The organism is Epilithonimonas sp., assembly GCF_036780765.1.
GTDB lineage: Bacteria > Bacteroidota > Bacteroidia > Flavobacteriales > Weeksellaceae > Epilithonimonas.
Genome location: NZ_DAIQCG010000001.1, coordinates 243,659 through 264,405 on the forward strand (window position 1 = coordinate 243,659; position 20,747 = coordinate 264,405).

The 20,747-nt window shown below is 35.5% G+C and carries 20 protein-coding genes; 14 read left to right on the forward strand and 6 right to left on the reverse strand.

Going from position 1 to position 20,747, the window contains the following annotated elements:
• Nucleotides 1-271 precede the first annotated feature (271 nt).
• On the forward strand, nucleotides 272-2,878 hold the full coding sequence (locus V7P73_RS01210; protein ID WP_333850745.1) for an MGH1-like glycoside hydrolase domain-containing protein: 2,607 nt from the start codon (nucleotides 272-274) through the stop codon (nucleotides 2,876-2,878).
• An 80-nt stretch (nucleotides 2,879-2,958) separates the two neighbouring features.
• On the opposite strand, the gene V7P73_RS01215 is transcribed toward V7P73_RS01210, so the two are convergent.
• Nucleotides 2,959-3,381 (reverse strand): OsmC family protein, encoded by a 423-nt coding sequence (locus V7P73_RS01215; protein WP_333850747.1) that lies wholly within the window; start codon nucleotides 3,379-3,381, stop codon nucleotides 2,959-2,961.
• A 97-nt stretch (nucleotides 3,382-3,478) separates the two neighbouring features.
• Between V7P73_RS01215 and V7P73_RS01220 the strand changes: the two genes are divergently transcribed.
• The 7 genes from V7P73_RS01220 to V7P73_RS01250 all read left to right on the forward strand — a co-directional run bounded on the left by V7P73_RS01220 (nucleotide 3,479) and on the right by V7P73_RS01250 (nucleotide 10,312).
• Nucleotides 3,479-3,880 carry a hypothetical protein gene (locus tag V7P73_RS01220; protein ID WP_333850749.1) on the forward strand — a complete coding sequence of 134 codons (402 nt, stop codon included), beginning with the start codon at nucleotides 3,479-3,481 and terminating at the stop codon, nucleotides 3,878-3,880.
• 9 nt (nucleotides 3,881-3,889) lie between these two features.
• On the forward strand, nucleotides 3,890-4,600 hold the full coding sequence (locus tag V7P73_RS01225) for an energy transducer TonB (protein ID WP_333850751.1): 711 nt from the start codon (nucleotides 3,890-3,892) through the stop codon (nucleotides 4,598-4,600).
• A 119-nt stretch (nucleotides 4,601-4,719) separates the two neighbouring features.
• Entirely contained in the window at nucleotides 4,720-6,156 is a 1,437-nt protein-coding gene (gene miaB, locus V7P73_RS01230) for a tRNA (N6-isopentenyl adenosine(37)-C2)-methylthiotransferase MiaB (RefSeq protein ID WP_333850753.1), read from the forward strand.
• Between the two features lie 22 nt (nucleotides 6,157-6,178).
• A complete protein-coding gene (locus V7P73_RS01235; RefSeq protein WP_333850755.1) occupies nucleotides 6,179-6,667 on the forward strand; it encodes a hypothetical protein in 489 nt (162 codons plus the stop codon).
• Nucleotides 6,668-6,670: 3 nt separating this feature from the next.
• Nucleotides 6,671-7,960 carry a sigma-54 interaction domain-containing protein gene (locus tag V7P73_RS01240; RefSeq protein WP_333850757.1) on the forward strand — a complete coding sequence of 430 codons (1,290 nt, stop codon included), beginning with the start codon at nucleotides 6,671-6,673 and terminating at the stop codon, nucleotides 7,958-7,960.
• Nucleotides 7,960-8,514: an LptE family protein gene (locus V7P73_RS01245; protein ID WP_333850759.1), complete on the forward strand. Its 555-nt coding sequence runs from the start codon at nucleotides 7,960-7,962 to the stop codon at nucleotides 8,512-8,514. Before V7P73_RS01240 ends, V7P73_RS01245 begins: the two co-directional genes overlap by 1 nt.
• A gap of 4 nt (nucleotides 8,515-8,518) precedes the next feature.
• Nucleotides 8,519-10,312, forward strand: a complete 1,794-nt coding sequence (locus tag V7P73_RS01250; RefSeq protein WP_333850761.1) for a hypothetical protein — start codon at nucleotides 8,519-8,521, stop codon at nucleotides 10,310-10,312.
• A gap of 32 nt (nucleotides 10,313-10,344) precedes the next feature.
• Here the strand turns inward: V7P73_RS01250 and V7P73_RS01255 are convergent, their stop codons facing one another.
• Together V7P73_RS01255 and V7P73_RS01260 are read right to left on the reverse strand one after the other, a co-directional pair.
• Nucleotides 10,345-11,154 (reverse strand): GLPGLI family protein, encoded by an 810-nt coding sequence (locus V7P73_RS01255; RefSeq protein WP_333850763.1) that lies wholly within the window; start codon nucleotides 11,152-11,154, stop codon nucleotides 10,345-10,347.
• Nucleotides 11,155-11,158: 4 nt separating this feature from the next.
• Nucleotides 11,159-12,121 carry a GLPGLI family protein gene (locus V7P73_RS01260; RefSeq protein WP_333850765.1) on the reverse strand — a complete coding sequence of 321 codons (963 nt, stop codon included), beginning with the start codon at nucleotides 12,119-12,121 and terminating at the stop codon, nucleotides 11,159-11,161.
• Between the two features lie 223 nt (nucleotides 12,122-12,344).
• Here V7P73_RS01260 and V7P73_RS01265 point away from each other — a divergent pair, with 223 nt between their 5' ends.
• From V7P73_RS01265 to V7P73_RS01290, 6 genes are all read left to right on the forward strand, one after another.
• On the forward strand, nucleotides 12,345-12,674 hold the full coding sequence (locus V7P73_RS01265) for a HesB/IscA family protein (protein WP_333850769.1): 330 nt from the start codon (nucleotides 12,345-12,347) through the stop codon (nucleotides 12,672-12,674).
• 5 nt (nucleotides 12,675-12,679) lie between these two features.
• Complete coding sequence (gene sufB, locus V7P73_RS01270) at nucleotides 12,680-14,128, forward strand: Fe-S cluster assembly protein SufB (RefSeq protein WP_333850770.1); 1,449 nt, start codon at nucleotides 12,680-12,682, stop codon at nucleotides 14,126-14,128.
• 37 nt (nucleotides 14,129-14,165) lie between these two features.
• Nucleotides 14,166-14,909, forward strand: coding sequence for a Fe-S cluster assembly ATPase SufC (gene sufC, locus V7P73_RS01275; RefSeq protein WP_333850772.1), 744 nt, complete (start codon nucleotides 14,166-14,168; stop codon nucleotides 14,907-14,909).
• A gap of 48 nt (nucleotides 14,910-14,957) precedes the next feature.
• Nucleotides 14,958-16,265 carry a Fe-S cluster assembly protein SufD gene (gene sufD, locus V7P73_RS01280; protein WP_333850774.1) on the forward strand — a complete coding sequence of 436 codons (1,308 nt, stop codon included), beginning with the start codon at nucleotides 14,958-14,960 and terminating at the stop codon, nucleotides 16,263-16,265.
• Nucleotides 16,266-16,501: 236 nt separating this feature from the next.
• A complete protein-coding gene (locus V7P73_RS01285; RefSeq protein WP_333850776.1) occupies nucleotides 16,502-17,026 on the forward strand; it encodes a hypothetical protein in 525 nt (174 codons plus the stop codon).
• A complete protein-coding gene (locus tag V7P73_RS01290; protein ID WP_333851531.1) occupies nucleotides 17,023-17,370 on the forward strand; it encodes a tRNA-binding protein in 348 nt (115 codons plus the stop codon). Before V7P73_RS01285 ends, V7P73_RS01290 begins: the two co-directional genes overlap by 4 nt.
• A 3-nt stretch (nucleotides 17,371-17,373) precedes the next feature.
• Here the strand turns inward: V7P73_RS01290 and V7P73_RS01295 are convergent, their stop codons facing one another.
• The 3 genes from V7P73_RS01295 to V7P73_RS01305 all read right to left on the reverse strand — a co-directional run bounded on the left by V7P73_RS01295 (nucleotide 17,374) and on the right by V7P73_RS01305 (nucleotide 20,723).
• On the reverse strand, nucleotides 17,374-19,212 hold the full coding sequence (locus V7P73_RS01295) for an ABC transporter ATP-binding protein (RefSeq protein ID WP_333850777.1): 1,839 nt from the start codon (nucleotides 19,210-19,212) through the stop codon (nucleotides 17,374-17,376).
• Nucleotides 19,213-19,268: 56 nt separating this feature from the next.
• Nucleotides 19,269-20,195 carry a M28 family peptidase gene (locus V7P73_RS01300; protein WP_333850779.1) on the reverse strand — a complete coding sequence of 309 codons (927 nt, stop codon included), beginning with the start codon at nucleotides 20,193-20,195 and terminating at the stop codon, nucleotides 19,269-19,271.
• Nucleotides 20,196-20,333: 138 nt separating this feature from the next.
• Nucleotides 20,334-20,723: a DUF4293 family protein gene (locus V7P73_RS01305; protein ID WP_333850781.1), complete on the reverse strand. Its 390-nt coding sequence runs from the start codon at nucleotides 20,721-20,723 to the stop codon at nucleotides 20,334-20,336.
• Nucleotides 20,724-20,747: the final 24 nt, after the last annotated feature.

Here is a 20,747-nt window from a genome sequence, read left to right on the forward strand (position 1 = left end):
GTAATTTGAAAAATAAATTTTAAATTGATTTTTGAAAATTACTATTTATCGACTATCAACTATCATTTATATCGTTGAAAGAAGGGAAAAACCTCAACATAGCCCCGATGGGAACGGCATCCTTTTTTTGCTTTTGGGGAAATTGTTTTTGATGACAAATAGTCTAAGCAAAAAAAGATATAGTGGACAGCGGGTTAGAATGCTCTAACAAATGTACAACCGTGTTGCTCCTAATAAAAAGAATAATTATTCTCGAAAAATAATTAGAAAAATGAATGAAGAAGAAAAATTAAAAAATCCGCATTGGAAAAAGTGGGGCCCTTACGTGAGCCACCGCCAATGGGGAAATGTACGCGAAGATTACAGCACCAACGGTGATGCGTGGGAATTTACCGGTCACGATATGGCGGAAGCGTGGACTTACCGCTGGGCAGAGGAAGGCATCGCGGGAATCTCGGATGAGAAACAGCAATTATGCTTTGCGCTTTCTTTTTGGAATAAAAATGACTGCAGAGTTAAGGAACGTTTTTTTGGGTTGAGCAATCATCAGGGAAATCACGGTGAGGATATCAAGGAGATTTTTTATTATCTGGATAATACGCCGTCTCATAGCTATATGAAGATGGTTTACAAATATCCAATCCAAGCGTTTCCGTACGATGACCTCATCAATACGAATGCGCAACGCTCCAACAAAGACCCTGAATATGAAATATTTGATACAGGCATCTTTGACAATGATGAATATTTTGACATTTTTATTGAATATGCGAAAGCCGGAGAAGATGATTTCTTAATAAGAATCGATGTTCACAACAGAAGTAATCAACCTGCTCCAATCGTAGTTTTGCCAACAGTCTGGTACAGAAATAACTGGATGTGGGGTTATAACGACTACAAAGGTCAACTCGGTTTTTCTAAGCAGGGCGAAATTGATGTTCATCATAATAGCCTTAGTATAAAAAAACTTTATTCCCGAAACAGAAATGCTGATGCGTTGTTTTGTGAGAATGAAACCAATCGTTCGAGATTATTCAATCTTCCGAAAACAGAAGGTTTTTTCAAAGACGGAATCAATCAATATATCACGAAAGGACTTGATACCATTAATCCGTCTAAAACAGGAACAAAAGCGTCTCTTCATTGTGAAGAAATCATAGAAGCGAATAGTAATAAAGTTTTTGAATTCCGATTGTCGCCACATATTATGGAGGATGCCTTTTGGGATTTTGATGAAATTGTTGCAAGAAGAAAACAAGAAGCGGACGAATTCTATGGTAACATCCAGAAAGATATAGATAACGACGATGAAAAAAATGTTCAAAGACAAGCATTTGCAGGATTACTTTGGAACAAACAATTTTATCATTATAACATCGGAAAATGGCTGAAAGGCGACCCGAATTTCCCCATCCAAAGAAAAGGTTTTGTAAGAAACAGCAATTGGGAACATCTTCACAACAAAGATATTATTTCGATGCCCGACAAGTGGGAATACCCTTGGTATGCGACTTGGGATTTGGCCTTCCATTGTGTAAGTTTTTCCGTGATTGATTCGGAATTTGCAAAGAATCAATTGATTACATTGACCAAAGAATGGTATATGCATCCAAACGGTCAAGTACCGGCTTATGAATGGAATTTTGATGATGTTAATCCACCTGTTCACGCTTGGGCAACGTTCCGTGTTTTCAAAATCGATGAAAAAAATAATGGGAAACCAGATTTAGCTTTTCTGGAAAGGGTTTTCCAAAAATTATTATTGAATTTCACTTGGTGGGTTAATCGAAAAGATTACAATGGCAATAACCTTTTCGGAGGTGGATTCCTTGGTTTGGATAATATTGGAGCCTTCGATAGAAATATGGAATTCAATGAAGGTGAACATCTTGAACAAGCTGACGGAACGAGCTGGATGGCAATGTATGCGCTGAATATGATGCGTATTGCAATGGAATTGGCAACTTATAATCCGGTCTATGAAGATTTGGCGATTAAGTTTTTTGAACATTATCTTTATATTGCCGAAGCAATGGAAAACATTGGGGAAGACAAACAAGGACTTTGGAATGAAGAAGATGGGTTTTTCTACGATTTGCTTCAGTTATCCAACGGAGATAGTGTGAGTCTGAAACTTCGAAGCATTGTTGGATTGATTCCAATGTTTGCTGTAGAAGTTGTGGAACACAGCCTTTTGGAAAAACTTCCCGAGTTCAAAAAAAGGATGGAGTGGGTTCTGAAAAATAAACAAGACCTTACGAAATTGGTTTCCCAATGGTATGTTGAAGGCGAAGGAAACAAACACCTTTTGAGCATCCTAAGAAAAACAAGATTGACAAAAGTTTTAACAAGATTAGTTGACGAATCTGAATTCCTCAGCGATTATGGAATCCGTGCGATGTCCAAGGTTTATGAGGAAAACCCTTTCCGATTCACTGTTCACGGACAGGAACACGTGGTTTATTACACGCCTGCGGAAAGCGATAGCCGAATGTTTGGTGGAAACAGTAATTGGCGCGGACCAATTTGGTTTCCGATTAATTTCCTGATTGTTGAAAGTTTACAGCGTTTTGATTTCTTTTTCGGTGATTCTTTAAAAATCGAATATCCAAAAGGAAGCGGAGAATATAAAAATCTGGATGAAGTTTCAAAGGATATCAGCAACAGACTTTGTAATATTTTCCTAAAAGACGAGAATGGAAACAGAGCGTTCAACGGTGGTGTTGAAAAATTCAATCAAGACCCGCATTTCAAAGATTACATTATGTTCTTCGAATATTTCCACGGCGATAATGGTCGCGGTGTTGGCGCTTCTCATCAGACTGGTTGGACTTCCACAGTTGCGAAGTTGATTCAGCCGAGGCTGGCTAGCCGATAATTAGTGAGAGTGCGTGAGCGTTTTAGGGTTTTAGTGAGTTTTGATTCTCTCCTACTCTATGACGCTCAAACCCTCAAACTCTATTGCACAAGTTCTCCATTCACGCTGACTTCGTAAGAAATCTCAACATTTGGCTCCAGGGTTTTGGAAACAGAACAATATTTTTCGAAAGATAATTCTCCAGCTTTTTTAGCTTTTTTCGGGTCGATTTCGCCTTCTAGGAAAAATTTCACTTTGATAGATTTGAAAGGTTTTGCTTCATCTACTTGAACTCTTTCGCCTTCCACTTCAGCTTTGAAATCTGTAATCGTCTGACGTTGTTTTTTCAATATTGAAACGACGTCAATTCCGCTACATCCAGCCACTGCCATTAGAACAGATTGCATCGGCGAAACACCTTTTGCTCCTGGCAAAGTTGTATTATCTAATAAAATAGAATTCCCTTGTTCATTGGAACATTCAAACAAAAAATCATCATTGATTCTATTAAGTGTAATTTTCATTATGTCAAATTAAAATCAAAATTACAAAATCATAAAACAGCATCGGTTATTTTCGTTCGCTATTTTAATATATTTGGCAAAATTTTTAACCTAAACAATGAAATACCTATTTCTAGTCTTCGCAATATTCACCAGTTCATCTTTTTACTCTCAAAATTCGGACTTGTCAAATGTTACCAGAAAAGCAGAATTCCCAGGCGGACAGGAAGCTTTCCGAAATGAGTTTATGAAAATGGTTCACGGTTATGTGGATTTGACAGCTTATGCTGTGAACGGAAAATTTTCTTTCGTCATCACCATTGATGAAAAAGGAAAAATGAGCGAAATGAAAATCTATCCAAAAGTGAGAAATGATGACGAGTTTCGTCAAGATATGGACTTTGCTATGAGACGAATCAAAAAGAAATGGAAACCTGCTCTTCAAAACGGAATTCCTGTAAGCTCCAATATTATTTTTGAAATCAATTTTTCTTCGGAACATTCTGACCATGAATATTAATTTTAACCAATGAAAAACTTTTACTATTTTTTGACTTTTATAAGCGCATTTTGCAATGCTCAGTATGATTATTTCCCTAAAGACCAATCTCCTTATAAAGATGGAATAGAAAATTACTACAAAGATTTTCACAAAATAATTGTGGAGAAAGGACTTCAGTCTTGTAGTAATATCGATGAGATGTATAATTTTAAAGTTCTAATTTCACCAGATGCGACTATAAAATTTGTAAAGGATGCAGATGAGAAAAATATTCTTGAAAACAAATGTGCATTTGATCTTGCAAGAGAAGTTGCAAAATATCAAACTGGTTGGACACCTGCAATTATTAATGGAGAAAAGAAAGCAGCAATAGCTCATTTCATAATTTACCCTGATGATCTTTTTGAAAAATATAAAGAAGGTTATGATTCTTCTAAAAGTTACATTCTTCCAGATTATGAAGGAGGAATAAACGAATTTCGAAAAAAAGTATCCAATGCTATTGATCTTTCTAGGTTTAATTGGAAAGGCAAATTCAGAGTGGTTACTAGATTTGTTGTTGAAAAAGATGGATCTTTATCTAATATCGTTTTGGAAGAGTCTTCGGGTCTAAAAGAGTTTGATGAAATGGTTATAAAATCAATTAAAAAAATCAAAAATAAGTGGACTCCTGGAAAGATTCACTCCAGACCAGTAAGAAGTCATATGAAATTTCCATTGACTTTTTCTATGGAATAAATCCCTGCCATTCTGTCACAATATTTTGTATCTTTGCAGACTTAAACAGTTCTAAGTTTTAGGTCCAAAGTTCATTCAACATTGGATTTTTAAAACACTGAGCTTTAAATATAAATGTAGTGCAGGAAAAATATATAGACGAAACCAAACAAGGAGAAGCTTTTGCTATTGCTGAAAAACCAGAAAACGGCAAAAAACTGTTTTTGGAAAGTTATGGTTGCCAGATGAATTTCTCTGATTCCGAGATTGTTGCATCCATCCTTAACGAACAAGGTTACAACACGACTCTGAAGCAGGAAGAAGCAGATTTGATTTTGCTTAACACTTGTTCTATCCGTGAGAAGGCAGAACAAACTGTTCGTATGCGTCTTGCTCAATTCAAAAATCTTAAAAAAGAAAAACCAAATCTTACTGTTGGCGTTCTTGGCTGTATGGCCGAGAGACTAAAAACCAAATTCTTAGAAGAAGAACAACTCGTAGATTTGGTGGTTGGTCCGGATGCTTACAGAGACCTTCCAAATTTGCTGAAAGAAACTGATGACGGAAGAGATGCTATCAACGTAATCCTTTCAAAAGAAGAAACTTACGCAGATATCAATCCTGTCCGTCTAGGCGGAAATGGCGTTACAGCTTTTGTTACCATTACAAGAGGTTGCGATAATATGTGTACTTTCTGTGTCGTGCCTTTTACAAGAGGAAGAGAAAGAAGCCGTGATCCGCATTCTATCATAGAAGAATGTCTTGACCTTTGGAATAATGGTTATAAAGAAATCACCCTTCTTGGTCAAAATGTTGATTCTTACCTATGGTATGGCGGTGGTCCAAAAAAAGATTTCGCAAAAGCAACGGAAATGCAGAAATTGACAGCTGTGAATTTCGCTCAATTGATGGAAATGGTTGCGACAGCTGTTCCAAATATGAGGATACGTTTCTCTACTTCCAATCCTCAGGATATGAGTTTGGATGTTTTCCGAGTGATGGCAAAACACAATAATATTTGCAAATACGTTCACTTGCCGGTTCAAAGTGGAAGCGACAGAATTCTTGATTTGATGAACCGTCAGCACACGCGTCAGGAATATTTGGACTTAATCAAACAAGCTAAAGAAATCGTTCCGGATATCTCTTTTTCCCAAGATATGATTATAGGATTCTGTACAGAAACTGAAGAAGATCACCAAAATACATTGTCATTGATGAGAGAAGTGGAATACGATTACGGTTATATGTTTGCTTATTCCGAAAGACCTGGAACGCCTGCTCACAAAAAGATGGAAGACGATATTCCTGCAGATGTTAAACAAAGACGTTTGGCAGAAGTGATTGCTTTGCAAGGCGAATTATCCAAAAAAAGAATGGCTTCTTACGTCGGAAGAGTCCACGAAATATTAATTGAAGGTGTTTCCAAGAAGAACAAAAACCAATGGAAAGGCAGAAATTCCCAAAACGCAGTCTGCGTTTTTGATATGCAGGAAGGACAGAAAATTGGTGACTTGGTTTCCGTTTTTGTTCACGGGAATACGCAGGGAACGCTTTTGGGGGAAACAGTTTCGTAATTAATGTTGACTAGTTAGTTGAATGAGATTTGAAATTATAGAAAGAAAGAAAAATTATTTGGGATTAATAACAAATTCTCAATGGGCATTAATTGCTTTATTCTTATTTCTTTTCTTAGTATTAAAATTTATAGAAAATCAATATATAGATTTTGTAATGCTATTTTTTCTTTTCACACTCTTAGGAATAATTGCATATCGATATATGGATTATGAAAAGCTAAATTCAATAGTTATCGGTGATTTAATAATTGACCAGAACCATATCTTGATTAATAATCAAAGAATCAATTTTGAAACCATTCATTCTTTCAACTTAGATATTAATCATTATTTCAGCGAATTACAAAATATAGGTATTAATGATTTTTATAAACCACAATATCTTATTGGGAAAGGAAATTATTTTGAAATTATTACAAATAACAACCTTGAATATAAGGGCGAATTTTTAATAAATAATAGAATTGATTTTCTAAATTTAAAAGATTTTACTTTTAATCAAATCTAAACAATGGCAGACTTACAATCTATAAAAACACGCTTCGGAATTATCGGCAATTTCCCGGCACTTAACCGTGCTTTAGAAAAATCGATTCAGGTGGCTCCTACAGATATTTCGGTTCTCGTAATTGGAGAAAGTGGTGTTGGGAAAGAATTTATTCCGAAAATCATCCACTCAGAATCACGAAGAAAACATCAGCCTTACATCGTCGTAAACTGTGGCGCAATCCCAGAAGGAACGATAGATTCCGAACTTTTCGGTCACGAAAAAGGCGCTTTCACCGGCGCAACATCTACAAGAAAAGGCTATTTTGAAGTTGCAGATGGCGGAACAATTTTCTTGGATGAAGTTGGTGAATTGCCTTTGCAAACGCAAGTTCGTCTTTTGAGAGTTTTGGAAAGTGGCGAGTTTATGAAAGTCGGTTCTTCCCAAGTCCAAAAAACCAACGTAAGAATCGTTGCCGCAACGAATGTCAATATGATGAAAGCCATTCAAGATGGACGTTTCCGTGAGGATTTATATTATCGTTTGAATACAGTTCAAATTGATATGCCAGCTCTCAGAGAAAGAAAAGGCGACATCCATCTGTTATTCAGAAAGTTTGCGATAGATTTTGCTGAGAAATACCGAATGCCGGAATTGAGATTGACAGAAGATGCGATTGCTTATCTCGAAAATTATGCGTTCCCAGGAAACGTTCGTCAACTTCGAAATTTGGTTGAACAAATGACAGTTGTGGAGCAAAACAGAGAAATCAATTCTGTAAAATTAGCAGAATATATCCCGATGAATGCAAATCTTCCGGCTGTTGTTCAAAAAGGTGGTGGCGGAAACTCTAGTTCAGACTTTGGCTCGGAAAGAGAAATTATGTATAAAGTACTTTTCGATATGAGAAGCGACATCAATGATTTAAAATCCTTAACTTCGGAACTTATTAAAAGTAGAGGAAATTCTGACCTTAGTTCTCAGGAAAAAAATCTGATTAATAGGATTTACACGCCAGAACCAGCTCAGAATGTGAACCCAAATTCTTTGCTTTACTTCGAAAATAATAATCAAAATCAGGTTCATCATCCAACGATTATATCTGAGGACGAGGATCATCATTACAACGATGTAGAAGATATTGAAATCGAGGAAGCTAGACCAGAATCTTTATCACTTCAAAACAACGAGAAAGACTTGATAATCAAAGCTTTAGAAAAGCACAAAGGTAGAAGAAACAAAGCCGCGGACGAATTGGGAATTTCGCAAAGAACACTTTACAGAAAAATAAAACAATATAATCTAGAAGAGTAATGGTCAGAAGTCAGAAGTCAGAAGTCAGAAGCCTGAAAAGAATTGCAGTTTTTTCACTTTTCTCTTTATTGTTAGCACTTACAAGCTGTTATAGTTTTTCAGGTTCTTCTTTGAGAGAGGATATGAAGACTATAAAAATCAATATGTTTCCAAACAATGCGGCCAATAATCTCCCGAGTCTAAGTCAGGATTTTACGGTAGCTTTGCAAAATCGTTTTCTGCAAAGGTCTGGCTTGAAAGGCGCTCTGGAAAATCCGGATTTGTTGATAGAAGGTGAGATAACAGATTACAATATCACACCAACAAGTATTGGCGCTGCGACTACTTCTACAACTGGAAATGTAGTTCAGGCACAACAAAACAAGTTGACGATTACGGTAAAAGTACATTACGAAAACAGCAAAGATCCGACATTGAGTTTCGACAGAACTTACAGTGATGAAGCGGTTTTTAACAGCGATTTGGACTTGAACACGATAGAAACTGGTCAGGTAAAAATCGTGAACGAGAGAATCATCGTCAAAATTTTCAATGATATTGTAGCCAATTGGTAAAATAATGAATACTAGAGTTTTAGAATTAATAAAGAATCCAAAAATAATGACTGAATCTGATTTGCAAATTCTGCAGTCTGAGTCAGAAAAAATGCCTTATGCACAAAGTGTAAGAGCGCTTTATCTTTACGGAATTAATCTTTACAAACAGGAAAATTATAAAGAAAACCTTTCTAAAACAGCGGCTTATACAACGGATAAAAAAATACTTTATCACTTTATAAATTCTGAAAAAATTTCTCAAAAAGAAACTACGACAACATCAATTATCACAGAGGAAAAAACTGAAAGTCAATCAATTAGTACAGAAGAAGCAAAACCTGCAGAATCTGAAATTGTAACTGAAATTGAAAATACAGAAACACATTCTGTTTTGAATAAATTCGATGTTGAGAAAATCATTGAAACTGAAAATGCACAGAATTCGGAATATGTAGTTGTTGACGGCGAGAAAAATCGTTTGCTTTATGATGGTGAAGAAAATTTCTTGGACGAAAAATCTTCAGAAGTAGATTTGGAAGCATCGAAAGAATCTGGACAACTCGTTTTAAAAGAGGAAACAGAAACTGTAGATTCTCAAATCATCATCGATGAAAATCCTGTGGAAGATTCTATTTCTGAGCCACAACATATTAAAGATATTTTAGCTTTGGAAGAAACTAAAGTTGAGGAAATCTCTCCAGAACAAGAATCCGAGCCTGAAGTTTCTTCTAATGATATTAGTTTTGGTGGCGCTCAGGAGTTTCTACCCAATGTGAAATTCTCGATTCCAAAAAATCATTTAGATTATCTGAATCCTCCGAAAAAAGAAAAAGCTGAGGAAAAACCAATCGCAGAAAAACCGGTTATTAAATCAGAATTTAAAGAACAGTTTGTAGAAAATATTTCGGAAAATAATATTGATGACAGCCAAATCAGTTTTGAGAACACACAATCTTTTGAAGTTCCTGAACCGACCAAAATTGAGGAAAAAGATGTAAAATCGGAAAATTCAATTCAGGAAGAAAAGGTTGAAGAGCATCAAATTAATTTTGAAAATACGCAAACTTTCGACATTATTGAAGATAAGACTGAAGTTTCACAAGCGGAAATTAAACCTGAAATTTCTGAACCAAAAATCGAAGTTCAAGAGCCAGTTTCAGAATGGAAACCAATGTCTTTCTCAGCGAATACGCCAGATGCTTTGATCGGTAAAAGTAAACCTGAAGAAAGAGAAATTCCGAAAATTATCTCTAAAGTTGAGGTTGCTCCAACACCTGAAAAAGTTGAAGAAGTTGAGATTCAACCAGAAATTATTGTAGAAGAAACTCACGTCGAGGAAAAGAAAACTGAGATTTCTGAAGAAGAAAGACCAATTCTGAATGTTTCGTTCTTTGGAAATGATGTTTCTAAAATCGAGGAGAAAAAAGAAACCATTTCAGTTCCTGAAACAACTGAAACAAAAGAAGTTCCCGAAAGTAATGTTGGAACCTTCATCAACACGTGGCAAAGCTGGCTGAAAATTGAAAGAAACACTTCAACAAAAGACGTTTCCAAGGTCAAGGAAAAAATCATTGACAATTTCATCGAAACCAATCCAAAAATATCTCAATTAAAGGAAGAAAGCAACTATGTTGTGAAGGAAAAGAAAGACGATATTTCTCACTTGATGACGGAGACTTTGGCGAAGTTATACACCGAACAAAAATTATATTCTAAAGCAATAAAAGCTTACGAAATACTTTCTGAAAAACATCCAGACAAAAAAGATTACTTCGAAGAAAAAATTGAAGAAATAAAAGAAATCAGAAAATCATAAAACCAAAAAGTCCCGGAAATTCGGGACTTTTTTTATTTTAATTCGATGGGATTATTTCGGCTTTTGATTTCAGCTTCCATTCGTTTTTGTCTTTCCTGCATTTCTTTCGGATCCATTCCTGGTCGGTTTCCACCACCTCGTCCGCCCGTATTCCTTTGAGCATTCACGAAACTTGCTGGGTCTTTTTGCATCTTTTTCTCCATATCGGTATATTTAGATTTGGAAAGTGTGATAATTTGTCCTCGGTTCAACGGTTGATATATCTCTGCTATTTTTTTCGTTTGCATCAAATCGAAAGAATAATCGCCTTTTGCATCCTGAACTTTCACAATCAAGCCTGGCAAACCAGAAAATTTGTAAGGTCCATCTTGTAAAGGAATTTCTTGTGTAAACCAAGCGTACCAATTTCTACCACCGAATTTTGTCTCCGCTTTTTGTGTTTGATAATCGCCAATTTTAACAGTTTCCGGTAAGATTTTCCATTCGAAAACAGGCGTTTCTGGATAAGAATAATTATCTCTGCCAATTCTGGATTTGTAAACCAAACTTTGATTAGTAAGATCTTTTTCTATGATAAATTGAATATTGCTTCTTAAATTCTGCATTTGTTCTCTATCAAAATTTTTTGTCGCACGCATTCTTTCCATCAGAGAATCTCTTTTCATCGAATTTTCTGCATAGAAAACAGATTTTTTACCATCTGTATCCAAATAAGCAGATTCTGTTTTTTTCTCAACATTCGTAGAATCAGGCGACAACGTCACCTGATAAACAAAGCGCGTGTTTTGTTGTGCCATAACCAACGGCATTGCCAGCACGCTTAATATTTTTAATAATTTCATATCTTTATTTGTTATTTAATTCAATTGGATTTGTAATTCCAAAACTCATCATATTATCATTTCCGGCAGAACTTCTTGGCATATTTCCCATTTGCACATCAGGACTTCCCATTTCTCCGTTCGGCATTCCGCCATTCATTCCTTGTCTAGGTTGACCACCATATCCACCGTTCATCCCACCTCTTTGATGCATTCCTCTTCCTCCGCCAGGATTGAAATTATCAAAATCAATTTCCGAATCTTTACTCTTCGCCATTTCCATTTTCACAGAAGCTTTATCCCCTTGGAAATTAATTCTTGTTGATTTTCTTGCATCAGGTTTAATGTCTTCCGTAAAAGTATTCTGAATTGATATTTTTTTAACAAAATTAAATTTGTAATCGCCTTTATCATCTTCCAATTTCAAAATCAAACCCGGCAATCCCGATAATTTGTAAGGCCCATCAGAGATTTTAATTTCTGGAGCAAACCAAGCTGTCCACATTCTTCCTCCGAACTTAACGGTTGCTTTCTGAACTTTATAACCATTAAAATCCGAAGTCTGTTGAGAAATATCCCAATTCATTTTTCGGTCTTCCTGATAATAAACTTGTTTTGAACCAACATTTTCCACAAGATTTATTGCTCTGTCTTCATAATTTTTCTTGATAAAAAATTCAAAAAAAGTCGGCTGGATAGATTTTCCATTAGCTAATTTTGGAAACTCCGCTTTATTCTTTTTTGATTTTTTCACCTCCAGATTACCTTGGCTTTTCAAAACCGCAATCAAAGAATCTTTCAGCAATTTACTTTCACTGATGAAAAGGGATTGATTATTTTTCACATCAAGGAAAGTCGTCTCAACCTTCATATCTACAAGGTTTATCGTATCAGGATTCACTTCTGTACGATAAACATATCTTTCGGTTTGGCTCATCATTTTTCCAAAAAAGGAAAATAGCATCATCAAAATAAAAATCTTCTTCATAAACTAATTGTTTGATTAACAAATTCGAGCAAAGTTAATTATAAGAACAATCAGAATTAATAATTGTTTCTTTTTTGATAAGAATTTAACATTAACAAACTGTAACTCATTACAAAACGAAATATTAAAGTCTATTTAAAATCGTTAAAATAGATGCTGTCGATTTGAGATTGCGGAAATTATGTCGTATTTTTGCTGACTAAAATCAGTCTAAATAAAAACAATGATACAAGTAAGCGATCAGGCAAAATCAAAGGCAGCTCAGTTGATGACTGAAGAAGGCTTCAACCCTGAGACTGACTATATAAGAGTAGGCGTAAAAAGTGGCGGATGTTCCGGACTAGAATACGTCTTGAAGTTTGATAATGTAAAAAATGAAACCGATACGATATTCGAAGATAACGGCGTGAGAGTCATTATTGAGAAAAAATCCATCCTTTATCTTGCAGGTACAACTCTGGAATATTCAGGAGGTTTGAATGGTAAAGGTTTTATTTTTAATAATCCAAATGCTGCAAGAACTTGCGGTTGTGGAGAAAGTTTTAGTTTATAAAAATTATGTCTAAATATACAGAAGACGATTTACGCGTCGATTTAGAAAATAAAAAGTACGAGTTTGGATTTGAAACGGATATCGAATACGAAGATTTCCCGATTGGTCTGAATGAAGATATCATCCGAGCAATTTCTGCCAAAAAAGAAGAACCAGAATGGATGACCGATTGGCGTCTGGAATCTTTCCGAATCTGGCAAAAAATGGAAGAACCAAATTGGGCTAATATCAAATACCAAAAGCCTGATTTCCAAACCATAAGATATTACGCAGCTCCAAAGGCAAAACCAGAATTGGCAAGTCTGGATGAAGTAGACCCAGAATTGTTGAAGACTTTCGCAAAATTGGGAATCAATATCGAGGAACAAAAAAGATTAGCGAATGTTGCGGTTGATATTGTTGTGGATTCAGTATCCGTAAAAACAACATTTCAGGAAACTCTGAAAGAAAAAGGCATTATCTTTTGCTCAATTTCTGAAGCTATCAAAGAACATCCGGATTTGGTAAAACAATATCTTGGGAAAGTAGTTCCGAGAGGCGATAATTTTTACGCAGCGTTGAATTCTGCAGTTTTCTCTGACGGAAGTTTCTGCTACATTCCAAAAGGTGTGAAATGTCCTATGGAATTATCTACTTATTTCCGTATCAATCAATCTGGAACTGGTCAGTTTGAAAGAACTTTGGTAATTGCAGACGAAGGAAGTTATGTATCTTATCTTGAAGGTTGTACAGCTCCATCGAGAGATGAAAATCAGCTTCACGCGGCAGTTGTTGAATTGATTGCAATGAACGACGCTGAAATCAAATATTCTACAGTTCAGAACTGGTATCCTGGAGATGAAGAAGGAAAAGGCGGCGTTTTCAATTTTGTAACAAAAAGAGGACTTTGTGAAAGAAATGCAAAAATCTCTTGGACTCAGGTTGAAACAGGTTCTGCTGTAACTTGGAAATATCCTAGCTGTATTTTGAAAGGAGACAATTCGGTTGGAGAATTTTATTCAATCGCTGTTACCAACATGCACCAATATGCAGACACAGGAACGAAGATGATTCACATCGGGAAGAATACCAAATCAACTATTATTTCTAAAGGAATTTCTGCTGGAAAATCTCAAAACTCTTATCGTGGATTGGTAAAAGTAATGCCAACAGCAAAAGGCGCGAGAAACTTTTCTCAGTGTGACTCTTTGTTGATGGGTAATGAATGTGGTGCACACACTTTCCCTTACATCGAAATCAAAGATCCGACTGCACAATTGGAACACGAGGCAACAACTTCAAAAATCGGAGAAGACCAAATTTTCTATTGCAACCAAAGAGGAATCGATACAGAAAGAGCAATTGCTCTGATTGTAAATGGATTTAGTAAAGACGTTTTGAACAAACTTCCAATGGAATTCGCAATTGAAGCTCAGAAATTACTGGAAATATCTCTTGAAGGTTCAGTTGGATAAAATTTAAAAATTAAACATAAGATATTAAACATATATAATGTTACAAATCAAAAACTTACACGCCAAAATTGAAGATGGCGCAGAAATTTTAAAAGGAATCAATCTTGAAATAAAACCAGGCGAAGTTCACGCTATTATGGGACCGAACGGAGCTGGAAAATCTACACTTTCTTCTGTGATTGCAGGAAAAGAGGATTATGAAGTAACAGATGGCGAAATTCTTTTCGAAGGAGAAGAAATCGGCGAAGATGCACCTGAGGAAAGAGCTCACAAAGGTATTTTCCTTTCTTTCCAATATCCTGTGGAAATCCCTGGCGTTACCGTTACCAATTTCATCAAAGCTGCTCTTAATGAGACAAGAAAAGCAAATGGATTGGAAGAAATGGGCGCGAAAGAAATGTTGGCTTTGATTCGTGAAAACTCTGAGAAATTAGGAATTAGAAAAGATTTCCTTTCTCGTTCTCTGAACGAAGGTTTCTCTGGCGGTGAAAAGAAAAGAAATGAGATTTTCCAAATGATGATGCTCAATCCGAAATTGGCAATTCTTGACGAAACCGATTCTGGATTAGACATTGATGCATTGAGAATCGTTGCGGATGGTGTGAATCGATTCAAAAACGAAGGCAACGCAGTTTTATTAATCACGCATTACCAAAGACTTTTAAACTACATTCAGCCAGATTTCGTTCACGTTTTGGCAGATGGAAAAATCATAAAAACAGGAGATAAATCTTTGGCTTTGGAATTGGAAGAAAAAGGTTACGATTGGCTTTTAAACTAATCCGATTTTCATTTAATCTTCTAATCGATACAAAATCAAACCATTACAATGGCTTTATTTGAACAAACTATCAATACGCATTCTTCTTTTTTAGGAACGCTTCAACATTCTTTTTTGGATGAAGACAGAAAAACGGCGCTTCAAAATTTTGAGTTGAAAGGTTTTCCGACCAAAAAAGATGAAGAATACAAATACACAAATCTGAAGGAAATCACGGAAAAAGAATACAACTTTTTCCCGACAGAAGAGCACAATATCTCGAAAGAACAATTGGATGCGCTTCATTTGGGCGAAGAAAACTTTGACCGAATTGTTTTCATCAACGGAAAACTTCACAAAGAATTTTCTAAAATTTCGATTGGCAATGCAGAGTTTCTTTCTTTCGGTTATGCACTGAATGATTCTGCACACAAAGAAGCTTTCGACCAATATTTCAACACGATTGCCAATAAAGATTTGGCTTTCACGAACTTGAATTCAGCTTACTGCAACTTCGGATTTTTCCTGAGAGTTCCAAAAAATGTAGTGATTGAAAAACCAATTCACATTTTCTATCTGTCTCAAAATCAAAACGAAAACACTTTTTACAACACCCGAAATTTACTTATTGTAGAAGAAGGTGCAAAAGTAGAAATCATTGAAAGTCATCACAATCTAGACGAAACTTTTGTGCTAACGAATTCGGTTACAGAAATTTTCACTTATCAAAATGCAAAAACCGATTGGCATAAATTACAGAACGATAGCGACACTTCTTACCTTGTGGATCACACATTTGCGAAGCAGGAAAGAGACAGCTTAACAACTGTGAACACGTTCTCTTTCGGAGGAAAATTAGTTCGTAACAATTTGGATTTCATCCATAACGGAGAAAATATCAATTCGTTTATGAACGGAATCACAATTATCGGAAAAGACCAATTGGTAGACCACCACACCGCAGTGCATCACAACACGCCAAACTGCGAGTCTTACCAGAATTACAAAGGGATTTTCAAGGATAACTCGCACGGTGTTTTCAACGGAAAAGTATTCGTAAATAAGATTGCTCAGAAAACTAATGCTTATCAGCAGAACAACAACATTTTGCTGGACGAAGGCGCAACTATCGACACGAAACCTCAGCTGGAGATTTTTGCAGACGATGTAAAATGTTCGCACGGTTGTACTGTTGGACAGCTGAATGAGGACGCGATGTTCTACCTTAGAGCTCGTGGGATTTCCAAGAAAGAAGCCAGAGCATTGTTGCTATACGCTTTCGCCAACGATGCGATGCAAAATATCGATATCGAGCCACTAAAAGTAAAAGTTTCCAAACTTCTGGCAGAAAAACTGGAAGTTCAAATGGAATTTTAAATAAAATCAAATCGCATCTCTCAGGTGCGATTTTTTTTGTTCCTTATTATTTGACTTCGTCGAACCACTTCGTTAGGTTTGGGCGCCTTAATCCGCCTTCCGTTCCCGCTTTTTTCTTTTTTATTCAAAAAAGAAAAAGAGCTCCACTCAAGTCGGGGCACAGATTCAACTTCTTTTGAAATATTTGTCGTTAAATTGTAAATTTGAATCATCACAACAATTTTATTTTATCACAAATGAACTACGAACAATTACAATTCAACCTAAACGCTTACAAAGAAACCGGAGAAATATTGGATGCTGCAAGATTCCTCATCCACGAATTCGAATTGGATGATGAGAACTTTTTAGGATTTGGTTTCCGGGAAGAATTAGAAAAAAATTCGGTTCTATTGACTGCCAATGGTGAAATCGGAGATATGCAGGAAGTGATGATTCCAAGAAACTTATTCGATTTTGATTTGACATTAGTTCTTAATCTTCTGGCTCACGAGATGCTGCACGTCCGTCAGAAATCGCCAAAAATGATGATTATGGACAAAAACGAACGCGAATGGCAGGCTTACTACGAAATGTTATTTCACACCAATTTTCCACAGATTCCGGAGCTTTCCGATTATTACAAAAACTTCTTTGGCGAAAAAGCTTTGATTTATTATGGTAGAATGGGCGAAAGAAGTGAATTGCAACAGAAATATGCAGAGCAGAAAGCTCAACTAGAAGCATTTTTGCAAGACATTAAAAATAAAACAAATCAATAATGACAAAACCTGAAATATCTTGGAGTGATTTTGAGAAAATCGACATCAGAGTTGGAACAATTATTTCCGTGAATGATTTTGAAAAAGCCAGAAATCCTTCCTATCAATTGGAAATCGATTTTGGAGATTTAGGCATTAGAAAATCTTCTGCACAAATCACTGCTTTATATCAAAAAGAAGATTTAATCGGAAAACAGATTCTCGCAGTTGTGAATTTCCCAAAGAAACAAATCGCCAACTTTTTCAGCGAGTGTCTTGTTCTTGGCGTTTATGGAGAAAATAAAAGCGAAGTGACTTTGATAAGTCCAAGCTTGCCTGTAAAAAATGGATTAGAAATAGGTTAATATTTAATCAAAGTTCTGGAGCTCAACCAACTTTCTATAAGTTCCATCTTTTTCCATCAATTCCTGGTGAGAACCTTGCTCTATAATGTCGCCTTTTTCCATCACGACAATGTGATCCGCTTTCTGAATTGTCGATAATCTGTGCGCTATTACCAAAGATGTTCTGTTTTCCATCATTTTTTCCAGTGCGTCCTGAACATATCTTTCTGACTCTGTATCCAACGCAGAAGTTGCTTCGTCAAGAATCATAATTGGTGGATTTTTAAGAACCGCTCTCGCAATGGAAACACGTTGTTTCTGTCCACCGGAAAGTTTGTTTCCATCGTCTCCAATATTGGTATCATAACCTTCTGGGAGACTTTCTATGAATTGATGGGCATTGGCAATTTTCGAAGCTTCGATAATTTCTTCTCTCGTTGCATTCTCTTTGCCCATTGCAATGTTGTTGTAAACCGTATCATTGAAAAGAACAGATTCCTGCGTTACCATTCCCAAAAGCGAGCGATAATCTTTTAAATTAAGATTTTTGATATTCTCTCCGTCAATTTCGATACTGCCTTCGGTTACATCATAGAAACGTGTCAGAAGGTTGGCAATCGTTGTTTTTCCACTTCCGCTTTGTCCAACCAATGCAACAGTTTTTCCTTTCGGAATTTTAAGTTCGAAATTTTTAATAATTGTTCTATCCTGATTATAGTAGAAACCAACATCTTTGAAATTAATTTCAGACTTCAAATCGTGGATTGGAACTGGATTAGCAATCTCATCCACACGTACATCAGCGTCCAAAATCTCCATTACTCTTACCAAAGAAGCTTCTGCTTTCTGCACATTAGAAATGGATGATGACAAACTTTTGATTGGAGGTAAAATTTGGAAAAATATCCCTAAGAAAACCAAGAAATCTTCCGGACGAATACTTTGATTCACGATGATTTCTTTCCCTCCGTACCAGGTGATAGTCAAGAAAGTAACAGCGCCAAGAAACTCACTCATTGGCGAAGCTAATTCTTTTTTACGACCAAGACTTACGGAATTACTAATCCATTTTGACATTGAATTGGTAAATCTGTTACTCAATAATTTTTCTGCATTGAAGATTTTGATGATTTTAGAAGACTTCAAAGTTTCATCAACAATAGAAAAGATATTTCCCAATTCGTGTTGAGCTTCGTGAGAATCTTTTTTAAGGCTTTTCCCAATTAACGAAATCATTGTACCCATTATTGGCAAGACAATCAAACTAAATAAAGTCAGTTGAGGACTTAAGTAAAATAATGTCACCAAGGTACTGATTAGCATAAAAGGCGAGTTGATAAGATCCACCAAACTTCCTAAGATATTATTTTCAACTTCACCAACATCATTCGACATTCTAGACATCATATCACCTTTTCTTTGTTCAGTGAAAAAGGAAACAGGCAAAGCTAAAACCTTATTATACATCGCACTTCTAAGATCTTTGGTAACGCCCACTCTGTAAAAAATCAAAAGATAGGCGCCAAAATATCGGAAAATATTTCTCAATAAAAATGTAAATGCCGTTATGACACAAAGCCAAGCCAAAACCGTCAAAGCACCTCTTTCATTAACTTCTGACTGTATAAAATAATAAGAATATTCTTTGACATAGCCGAAGAAGTTGGTGATATCGCCGTCGTAGACTGGTTTTACAATATTGGCGTCCATTTTCACACTTCCGAACAACATACCTAAAACCGGTAAAATGGTTCCTAAAGATGCAATTTGAAATACAGAATACAGAATATTAAAAAATAAACTGGCGTAGATATATTTTTGATGCGGACTGGCAAATTTTAGAATTCGTCGATATAAATTCATTGAAAAAAATTGAAATGCGAAATTACGGAAAATAAATAGTTTACTTTATCAAGACGTTAGAAATCGTATTTTACTTTATCGTTATACTTTGGCTGGAAATTTTTTGTGTTCAATTTCTCAATTGTCTTTGCAAAATTATTAATGATATTAGTCAAATTATCTGCATCTACAATATTAATATCATCATTTACAGCGTGGTAATGCGTTGCTTTGTTCATATCAACCGTCGAAATAGAATGCGCAATGATTTTCTTTTTAACAAAATTCACATTGTCTGATCTGTAAAATAGTTGTTGACCTTGATATGGATCTGGATAAACTTTCAAATTGTTAACAGCATTGGCATTAATCAATTCATCGAAATCTGAAAACTCATCGCCAGTCATAAAAACGGCATTTTTTCCAAACTGAGATTCTGTTGCCAACATTTCGAAATTGAAAAGCGCTTTGATATTATTGAAAACAGGGTTCAATTTTTCATTTTCAGCTAAAGCACCAGAACCAACCAATCCAATCTCTTCTGCATTGAAAGCCATAAAAACCATTGAGAAATCTGTCTTTTTATCTTTAAAATAATCAGCCAAACCAATCACAGTAGAAATGCCACTTGCATCATCATCTGCGCCGTTGTAGATATTATCGCCTTCTTTATTATTGGTTCCTATGTGGTCAAAATGTGCTGAATAAGCCAAACTTTGTTCAGATTTACCTTTTTTGATTCCACAAACATTATAACCTTTCTTGCCTTTATACTCGAAAGGAATCAAATAAGAATCTCCGAAGCAATAATCTAAATTATTTTTTTTGAATTCCTGAGCGATGTATTCTGCCGCTTTATCATTTTCAGGCGTTCCGAACTTTCTACCTTTCATTTCGTCTGAAGCTAAAGTGGAAACAATGTTTACAATTCTTTCTTTGGAAATATCCTGAGCAAAAGAAAATATTGATTGAGCAATTAAAACTATGGAGATTGCTTTTTTCATAGTTAGATCTATTGATTTTAAAACTATAAGTATCAAGAAGTTGTTTTTTGTTACTTATAATTGTGGATTAATAAATATCTTAAAAAAAAACAGCCTCCATAAAGGAAGCTGTTCTCACTCAAAAAAATCGTCGTAAGCCTATCGAAGTCTGTCTACAGATTTTACGAGCCTCTCATCTTTTCTGATGTAAACATTTGCCAAAAGCAGACATATCACCGAAATAAATGGAAAAATTGGCTCAATACCCTTCTCAGGAAACTGAATTCCTCCGGATAAATTTAGTAACCAGTAAATCAAAAGACCAACCAACAAAGCGTTTATAATAAGGCTGATGTTGTTCAGCAGTATTTGTCTTTTTCTATTTTTGAAACTAAAAATACTTAGCAATCCTGCCAATGCCAATATAACAGTAGAAACATTGATTGTCAATTTACCACCCAAAATATCAAAATCCTGCCCTGTAAGATTGAGGAACACTGCTCCTAAAACAGCTAAGATAATCCAAATGGTTTGTATTCTTTGTAACATATTTATTATAAATCTTTTATAAAA

Coding starts and splice junctions, on each gene's coding strand:
- V7P73_RS01295 (WP_333850777.1), bottom strand. CDS start 19,212: ATGAATTTATATCGACGAATTCTAAAATTTGCCAGTCCGCATCAAAAA.
- V7P73_RS01210 (WP_333850745.1), top strand. CDS start 272: ATGAATGAAGAAGAAAAATTAAAAAATCCGCATTGGAAAAAGTGGGGC.
- sufC (WP_333850772.1), top strand. CDS start 14,166: ATGTTACAAATCAAAAACTTACACGCCAAAATTGAAGATGGCGCAGAA.
- V7P73_RS01245 (WP_333850759.1), top strand. CDS start 7,960: ATGGTCAGAAGTCAGAAGTCAGAAGTCAGAAGCCTGAAAAGAATTGCA.
- V7P73_RS01265 (WP_333850769.1), top strand. CDS start 12,345: ATGATACAAGTAAGCGATCAGGCAAAATCAAAGGCAGCTCAGTTGATG.
- V7P73_RS01215 (WP_333850747.1), bottom strand. CDS start 3,381: ATGAAAATTACACTTAATAGAATCAATGATGATTTTTTGTTTGAATGT.
- V7P73_RS01255 (WP_333850763.1), bottom strand. CDS start 11,154: ATGAAATTATTAAAAATATTAAGCGTGCTGGCAATGCCGTTGGTTATG.
- V7P73_RS01285 (WP_333850776.1), top strand. CDS start 16,502: ATGAACTACGAACAATTACAATTCAACCTAAACGCTTACAAAGAAACC.
- V7P73_RS01305 (WP_333850781.1), bottom strand. CDS start 20,723: ATGTTACAAAGAATACAAACCATTTGGATTATCTTAGCTGTTTTAGGA.
- V7P73_RS01220 (WP_333850749.1), top strand. CDS start 3,479: ATGAAATACCTATTTCTAGTCTTCGCAATATTCACCAGTTCATCTTTT.
- sufB (WP_333850770.1), top strand. CDS start 12,680: ATGTCTAAATATACAGAAGACGATTTACGCGTCGATTTAGAAAATAAA.
- V7P73_RS01240 (WP_333850757.1), top strand. CDS start 6,671: ATGGCAGACTTACAATCTATAAAAACACGCTTCGGAATTATCGGCAAT.
- V7P73_RS01260 (WP_333850765.1), bottom strand. CDS start 12,121: ATGAAGAAGATTTTTATTTTGATGATGCTATTTTCCTTTTTTGGAAAA.
- V7P73_RS01300 (WP_333850779.1), bottom strand. CDS start 20,195: ATGAAAAAAGCAATCTCCATAGTTTTAATTGCTCAATCAATATTTTCT.
- sufD (WP_333850774.1), top strand. CDS start 14,958: ATGGCTTTATTTGAACAAACTATCAATACGCATTCTTCTTTTTTAGGA.
- V7P73_RS01250 (WP_333850761.1), top strand. CDS start 8,519: ATGAATACTAGAGTTTTAGAATTAATAAAGAATCCAAAAATAATGACT.
- V7P73_RS01225 (WP_333850751.1), top strand. CDS start 3,890: ATGAAAAACTTTTACTATTTTTTGACTTTTATAAGCGCATTTTGCAAT.
- V7P73_RS01235 (WP_333850755.1), top strand. CDS start 6,179: ATGAGATTTGAAATTATAGAAAGAAAGAAAAATTATTTGGGATTAATA.